Source organism: Petralouisia muris, assembly GCF_004793545.1.
In the GTDB taxonomy this organism is placed as follows: Bacteria; Bacillota; Clostridia; order Lachnospirales; family Lachnospiraceae; genus Petralouisia; species Petralouisia muris.
In genome coordinates, this window is record NZ_SRYA01000133.1 from 1 (window position 1) to 6,907 (window position 6,907).

The 6,907-nt window shown below is 45.3% G+C and carries 7 protein-coding genes and 1 pseudogene; 6 read left to right on the top strand and 2 right to left on the bottom strand.

The genetic code is table 11. The features are described 5' to 3' along the window. Nucleotides 1-454: 454 nt before the first annotated feature. Nucleotides 455-1,354, bottom strand: coding sequence for a LysR family transcriptional regulator (locus E5329_RS27530; protein WP_135992352.1), 900 nt, complete (start codon nucleotides 1,352-1,354; stop codon nucleotides 455-457). Between the two features lie 214 nt (nucleotides 1,355-1,568). Between E5329_RS27530 and E5329_RS27535 the strand changes: the two genes are divergently transcribed. After that, nucleotides 1,569-1,808 carry a hypothetical protein gene (locus E5329_RS27535; RefSeq protein WP_135992353.1) on the top strand — a complete coding sequence of 80 codons (240 nt, stop codon included), beginning with the start codon at nucleotides 1,569-1,571 and terminating at the stop codon, nucleotides 1,806-1,808. On the opposite strand, the pseudogene E5329_RS32745 reads toward E5329_RS27535, so the two are convergent. Then, nucleotides 1,722-1,967, bottom strand: a pseudogene (locus E5329_RS32745) (hypothetical protein); the annotation flags it as partial. The gene E5329_RS27535 and the pseudogene E5329_RS32745 sit on opposite strands and share 87 nt — an antisense overlap. A gap of 127 nt (nucleotides 1,968-2,094) precedes the next feature. Here E5329_RS32745 and E5329_RS27545 point away from each other — a divergent pair. The 5 genes from E5329_RS27545 to E5329_RS27565 all read left to right on the top strand — a co-directional run bounded on the left by E5329_RS27545 (nucleotide 2,095) and on the right by E5329_RS27565 (nucleotide 6,833). Beyond that, on the top strand, nucleotides 2,095-3,579 hold the full coding sequence (locus tag E5329_RS27545) for a sensor histidine kinase (RefSeq protein ID WP_135992355.1): 1,485 nt from the start codon (nucleotides 2,095-2,097) through the stop codon (nucleotides 3,577-3,579). 83 nt (nucleotides 3,580-3,662) lie between these two features. Then, the gene (locus E5329_RS27550; protein WP_135992356.1) at nucleotides 3,663-4,361 is read left to right on the top strand and encodes a response regulator transcription factor; all 699 of its coding nucleotides are present in this window, start codon (nucleotides 3,663-3,665) and stop codon (nucleotides 4,359-4,361) included. Nucleotides 4,362-4,647: 286 nt separating this feature from the next. Beyond that, nucleotides 4,648-5,541, top strand: a complete 894-nt coding sequence (locus E5329_RS27555) for a DUF362 domain-containing protein (RefSeq protein WP_408634714.1) — start codon at nucleotides 4,648-4,650, stop codon at nucleotides 5,539-5,541. Then, on the top strand, nucleotides 5,534-6,451 hold the full coding sequence (locus E5329_RS27560; protein WP_135992358.1) for a permease: 918 nt from the start codon (nucleotides 5,534-5,536) through the stop codon (nucleotides 6,449-6,451). The genes E5329_RS27555 and E5329_RS27560 overlap by 8 nt, the downstream gene beginning before the upstream one ends. 22 nt (nucleotides 6,452-6,473) lie before the next feature. Next, nucleotides 6,474-6,833 carry an aldo-keto reductase family protein gene (locus E5329_RS27565; RefSeq protein ID WP_135992359.1) on the top strand — a complete coding sequence of 120 codons (360 nt, stop codon included), beginning with the start codon at nucleotides 6,474-6,476 and terminating at the stop codon, nucleotides 6,831-6,833. The last annotated feature ends 74 nt before the right edge of the window (nucleotides 6,834-6,907 follow it).

The following is a 6,907-nucleotide window of genomic DNA, read 5'->3' on the forward strand; positions in this document are numbered from 1 at the left end:
ATGTGTTTGTCCAGGACGCTTCCAAAGGATATGGGATTTTTATTGAAAATATGCTGGGGCATTGATGTTGCTGTTCATTTATTCTGACTTAAAATAAATCTGATTGATTGTCACAAGATTAACCGATATAATGACATTATCATAGAGAAAGAGAAAGTTCCAGAGCACTTACTTTTTACTAAGACAAGTGTTCTGGAACTATAGTTTATATCATGGTTATTAACACGAATATGGTATTTCTGGCACCCGCAGAAATAAAGCATAGGAAGACGCTGTGGAAACTGGGCAGGTGTGGAATTCCAAATGAAGACCGATGCCGGCTTATATCCGGATACAATGCCTGTAGGCCAGGACGGCGTGCACCTTATAATCGAAATTCATCCGTGTTTCTTTTATGGTAAAAATATTCATGTTCATTTTCTGTTATATGCAAAAATGTCTAAGTTTAGCAAGATTATTTTTGCTCTGGATTTATATCCTCCTGCATCATCAACAAGAATTTTTCAGCAGGTTTGGAAAAAACCTGATACTTCTTCCAGATTATATACATTTCAATCTCAATGGTAGGATAAAGGGGGCGGAAACAGAGTCTGCTGTCACCGGAAGTATTGATAATCCTGTCAAAGCAGATTGCGTACCCCAGTCCCTCTTCCACAAGAAGTGATGCATTGAACAGCAGATTGTAAGTCATAACAATATCCAGTTCCGATATACTGCGTTTCATCCACTGGACAAGTTCTCCGCCAGCTGCTTCCTGTTGGGATATCAGCAGTGGCTGCCCCCACAGGTCTTCGGGTGAAATGAATTCTTTTTCTGCCAGGGGAGAATCCTTTGGCATCAGAACGCCCCAGACATCCTTTGCCGGAAGTTTTAATGCTTCGTATTTGGTCAGATCAGGCGTTCCAAATATAATTCCGAAATCAATCAATCCTTTATCCAGCTGCTCCCTGACAAATACAGCATTTCCGCTGGAAATGTGGTAATGGATTCCGGGATACAGCTTTTTCAGTTTTCCGGCAGCCTTTGCCAGCAGGCGGACGCCATCTGTTTCTCCGGCTCCAATGTATACATCTCCGATAATCACATTGTCAGAAAGTATAATTTCGTTTTCCGTTTTCTTTACCAGATCCAGAATTTCTTCCGCTCTTTTTCGGAGGATCATTCCCTCTTCTGTCAGCGTAACCTTGCGGGAACCCTTTGTGCCGCGGATCAGCAGCTGCTTCCCCAGTTCCTCCTCCATATTTTTAATCTGTGTGGAAAGAGTAGGCTGAGAGAGATGAAGGGACTCGGCGGCCCGTATAATGCTTTGTTCTCTTGCAATGGCAAGAAAGTATTGAAGTACCCGTATTTCCATATATCTGCTCCTTGTTGTCTGTTTATTGTCTGTCGCACGTTGAAAGAATGTCATATGCATTTCAGGGGATAGGAACCAATCGGCAGGACAGGTTGACTTAAAAAAATTCTATCATAGTTTTCCATAGTTTTCAACTATACAAACGAATTATATCTAAATATTTGCTATAGATAGCCTTATAGTAAAATTATTAAAAACGTCAGGGGGTGCAGGTATGATAGCCACAGGAAGCAGGGAATCTGTAATACAGAATCTGGAGGATGCGGGATGTGAAAACGAAATGATTCAGGATTTTATGGGATGGTTTGACAAGGGACAACAGGCGAAACAGTTGGAACTGCTGGAACACCAGAGGGAATATCTGCTTGGCAGGGTACACAAGGATGAAAAAAGGATTTCCTGCCTGGATTATCTGATTTATCAGATTCAGGGAAAACCGACAGGAAAGAGGTAGGATGAAATCTAAGAGAAAGAAGGAAAGTGAAGATGAGTAAGAAAATATTAGTGATTTCGACCAGTCTGAGAAAAGAGAGCAATTCGGATATGCTGGCAGAGCTGAAAGCCTTTGGAAAAAGTTTAGAAATTGTTTAGATATCTTTGTGAATTCTTTTATCCTCCCATGTTAATCTGAACACAGGCTATAAGATTTCTGCTTTCGTAAACAGAAAAGCGAAAGGGTATTTTGCCGCAGACATTGGAAATGTACATAAACACATGGCAGGAAAAGGAGAATATGGAAAGTGACCATTAAGAAGAAAATCAGGCTGTCCAATATTATGATGGTTCTGATACCGATTTTAGTTACAACGGTTGTGCTCATTGTGTATCTGAATACCTCTCTGGGCAGCTACTGGCATACCTTTGTATCCATGTACAGTGATGAGAATGGAGTGCAGTTCGCCCAGAGTATGATTTATAACTATCAGCAGGAGCTGTGGGAAAACAACTGGGGGGATTGTCCGCAGATGGACGATTGCCAGGCAGAAATCCGGCACAGTGATGAGATGACCCATCTGGAAAATAAACTGTCCGGACTGGGATACCGTTTTATGATCACAAAGGACGGAGAAAGCATCTATTCCAACCTGTCTGAAACTGACTTGGAAACAGCAAGGTCTGTGGCGGGAGATGCCATTGATTATGCGAAGATGCTGACAGCCAGCCGGTATGAGGTCTCTGTAATTAAAAGCACCTTTTGGCATGGGGAAAGCATCTTTTGCATTACGGCTGTCCACCCCCAGGAAACAGATGGAACCATGGTAAATTATCTGAAAAACTGCATTCGGCGTTATCTGGCTGTCATATTGATTATTTTTGTGGCTTTGACCGTGTGTATTAACGGTGTTCTCTCCTGGTGGATTTCCGGCAGTATTTTAAAGCCTCTTGGGAGATTGAGCCTTGGCACAAAAGAAATCCGGGAGGGGAATCTGGATACACCCATGCAGTATGAGAAAAAAGATGAGTTTGGCCAGGTATGCAGGGATTTTGATGAAATGCGTGCATACCTGCGGGAATCTGTACAGCAGCGGCTGAAGGATGAAAAGCGCAGACGGGATCTGGTCACCGGGATTTCTCATGACCTGCGGACGCCTTTGACAACCATCATGGGATATCTGGACGGACTTTTAGACGGTATTGCAGACACACCGGAAAAGAGGCTCCGTTACCTGCAGGCCATAAAGACAAGAACCGGAAATCTGGTCAGCCTTGTAGACAGCCTTTCTGAGTACAGCAGACTGGACGCCGGCTTCCGGTATCACATGGAGGAAACGGATTTTAAGGATTATGTGGAAAAGTATCTGGAGCTTGTGCGCCCGGATATGGAAAACCAACAGGTGGAAATCGAATATTTCTGCGGGAAAGGAAAATTTCCGGTCAGGCTGGACAGAGAAGAGTTCAAACGGATCTTTAATAATCTGTTTGCAAACACGGTGCGGTACCGGAGAAAAGAAAATTCGAGAGTCATAATCTCTCTAAAACGGACACTGGAGGGAAGCAGTCTGGAACTGGTATTCCAGGATGACGGCCCGGGAGTACCGAAGGAAAGCCTGGAACAGATATTTGACAGCTTTTATAGAGTAGATGATTCCAGAAACAGTGCAGAGAAGGGAAGCGGTATCGGACTGGCAGTGGTGAAGGAAATCATCATCGGCCATGGAGGAACAATAAGGGCAGAAAACCGGGGAGGGTTAGCTGTGATTATCCGTATTCCGGTCATGGATTGAAATGAGAAATATACGGAAACGCCATATGGGTCTTCCATAATGCCCTCAAAACACGGTCAAATGAAGGAAAGGAATTGGTCGCAATGGAGAAGATACTGATCATAGAGGACGATGAGCTGATTGCGGAACTGGAGAGGGATTATCTGGAGGCAAACGGATACGAAACCGACCTGGCCTTTGACGGGATTACCGGAGAACAAAAAGCAAAAACAGAAAAGTATGATGCCATCCTGCTGGATGTGATGCTCCCCGGCAAGACAGGGTTTGATGTATGCCGGGAACTGCGTAAAAACCTATGGCTGCCTATCATCATGGTAACGGCCAAAAAGGAAGATATCGACAAGATCCGGGGATTGGGACTGGGGGCAGATGATTATCTGGTAAAACCTTTCAGCCCTACAGAACTGGTAGCCAGGGTGAAATCCCACATTTATATCCATAATCTGCTTTCATCCTCAGAGGAAGAGGAGCAGCAGGAGACAGAGATCAGTTACCGGAATCTGACCATCCTGCCAAAGTCAAGAAGGGTCTATCTGGATAAAAAGGAAGTGGTACTGGTTAATAAAGAATTTGAACTGTTGCTGTTTCTGGCAGAGAACCCTAATCTGGTGTTTTCAAAGGATACCCTGTTTGACCGGGTGTGGGGGATGGATTCTCTGGGAGATGCGGCAACTGTGACCGTCCATATCAACAGGCTGAGGGATAAGCTGGGAAAGAATGATTCGGAAAACCAGTTTATTGAAACCGTATGGGGAGCAGGTTATCGGTTTCGGATTGATTAGGACAAAACGACATAAATTGTCAGATGGAAAAAGAGAGGTTAATTTGATGAAAAAGAAATGTTTATTTCCGTTTATCTTAGCGTTGCTGGCAGTTCTTTCCGGCTGCGGACAAAAACCACAGGACTCCGCCTCTGAAAATCTGGGAACAGATGAGAACAGGGCAGAAACTGTACAGGAGATCCAGGAGGAAGTGATTCCGGGAACGGAGGATAATGTGGCAGAAGCATCAAGAGCAGAAGGACAGTCTGCAGCCGAAATTACCTCGGAAGATATGGCAGCTAATGACATGGCGTCAGCTACAGAGGGGCAGGAGCAAAAAGCCGATACGCCGGTTGTGTATATGACAACGGATATCAGTTCACAGGGTCTTATGAACATTTATCAGGCACTGTCAGCATCCCCCTCCGGCAAAATTGCCGTAAAGCTTTCTACCGGCGAACCGGGCAGCAACTATCTTCGGACAGATCTGATCGGGGAGCTGGTGCAGTCTCTGGAGGGAACCATTGTGGAATGCAATACCGCCTATGGAGGTTCCAGGGCAAATACAGCCATGCACTATCAGGTGGCGGAAGAGCATGGTTATACAGCCATTGCGGATGTGGATATTATGGATGAAGACGGCTCTATGACATTGCTGGTGGAGGGAGGGGACAATCTGACGGAAAATTATGTGGGCGCGCATTTTGCGGATTACGATTATTATGTGATTTTGTCCCATTTTAAAGGACATTCCATGGCAGGTTTTGGAGGGGCGATCAAAAATATTTCCATTGGCATCGCCTCTTCGGAAGGAAAATCCCATATCCACAGCGGCGGAACAGGCGGAAGTATGTGGGGAGGAAGCCAGGATGCTTTTCTGGAATCTATGGCTGAGGCTGGAAAATCTGTTGCAGACTATCTGAATGGAAATATCCTGTATATCAATGTGATGAACCGCCTGTCGGTGGACTGTGACTGTGACGGAAGTCCGGCAGAGCCGGATATGCACGATATCGGGATTCTTGCTTCCTATGATCCGGTGGCGCTTGACCAGGCCTGTGTGGATCTGGTTTATGGGGCAGAGGATGGGCAGTCCATGATTGAAAGGATTGAATCCAGAAACGGTCTGCATACGCTGGAGCAGGCAGAAAAAATCGGCCTGGGAAGCCGGGAATATGAGCTGGTGAGTATAGATGACTGATATATTACACCGTGAAGCCGTTTACCTCTGGTACTATTTCAGTGTCCAGCTGGAACAGATTTTTAAATACTGGGTATTGGGAATGGTGCTGGGGAGTCTGATTTCCGTGTTCCTGAAAGAACATATTCATAAAGCATTCCGATCCATGGGAAAGAAACGGCTGGGGATTCTGGGTATTGTCAGTGCCAGTGCGTTAGGGATTGCCTCGCCTCTTTGTATGTATGGAACCATCCCCATTGCCGCCTCATTTTCCAAAAGCAGCATAACGGCGGATGAGTCTCGCAGGGATGACTGGCTGGCAGCTTTTATGATGAGTTCGATCCTGCTGAACCCACAGCTGATTATTTACAGCGCGGCTCTTGGGATTCCTGCTTTGGCTGTGCGTATCATATCCTGCTTTTTATGCGGCATTTTTGCCGGAGTGTTTATATGGCTTTTTTACCGCAATCGTCCCTTTTTCAATTTTAAAGGGTTTGAAGAATCTAAAAGCCGTGATACAGACGCTAATCTGCTGTTACGATTTCTTAAGAATCTGGGCCGGAATGTAAAAGCTACGGGATGGTATTTTCTGGCCGGTATTGCTTTATCCGCACTGTTTCAGAGATATGTGTCCGGGAATGTGATGACTAACCTGTTTGGCGGCAATGAAGCGTTCGGGGTCCTGATGGCGGCAACTGTCGGAGTTCCCCTCTATGCCTGCGGCGGCGGAACGATACCGTTATTGCAGACGTGGCTGATGGACGGCATGAGCCTTGGCAGCGCCGCAGCTTTTATGATCACCGGGCCGGCTACGAAAATTACGAATCTGGGAGCAGTAAAGATTGTATTGGGGATCAAGCGGTTTGTACTATATCTGGCATATGTAATGATATTCTCTTTTCTGACCGGTTTGGTGGTGAATTTTATATAATTTTTCTGAATGGAGGGAAAAAATGGAGTACAGGACAAACAGAAGGACGGGTGACCGCATCAGCGTGATCGGCCTGGGAACAAGCTACATTGCAGAAACGGAGGAAAAGGAGGCGGTTGGGGCTCTGGAATTTGCCCATGAGAAGGGAATCAATTATGCCGACCTTGCCACTGCAGGCGCAAAGACTTTTACCTATTATGGGAAAGCCTTTTCATCTGTCAGAAAGGATATGCACTATCAGGTACATTTTGGCGCAAATTATGAGAGTGGGGCATATGGATGGACTACGGACAAGGAGACGATCTGGCGTTCCATAGACGCCCAGCTTACAGCGCTGAAGACAGACTACATAGATGCCCGTGTTATAATAGGGCTAAGTTAGAAAAAACCCAGTAAAATCACAATGTCATTAACTTAAGGAATCTTTTACATTTGAATTGTAAAAGGTTCCTTTTT

Excerpts from the sequence above, each read along its gene's own strand:
- E5329_RS27530 (WP_135992352.1), bottom strand. The coding sequence starts at position 1,354 with ATGGAAATACGGGTACTTCAATACTTTCTTGCCATTGCAAGAGAACAA.
- E5329_RS27535 (WP_135992353.1), top strand. The coding sequence starts at position 1,569 with ATGATAGCCACAGGAAGCAGGGAATCTGTAATACAGAATCTGGAGGAT.
- E5329_RS27550 (WP_135992356.1), top strand. The coding sequence starts at position 3,663 with ATGGAGAAGATACTGATCATAGAGGACGATGAGCTGATTGCGGAACTG.
- E5329_RS27555 (WP_408634714.1), top strand. The coding sequence starts at position 4,648 with ATGGCGTCAGCTACAGAGGGGCAGGAGCAAAAAGCCGATACGCCGGTT.
- E5329_RS27560 (WP_135992358.1), top strand. The coding sequence starts at position 5,534 with ATGACTGATATATTACACCGTGAAGCCGTTTACCTCTGGTACTATTTC.
- E5329_RS27565 (WP_135992359.1), top strand. The coding sequence starts at position 6,474 with ATGGAGTACAGGACAAACAGAAGGACGGGTGACCGCATCAGCGTGATC.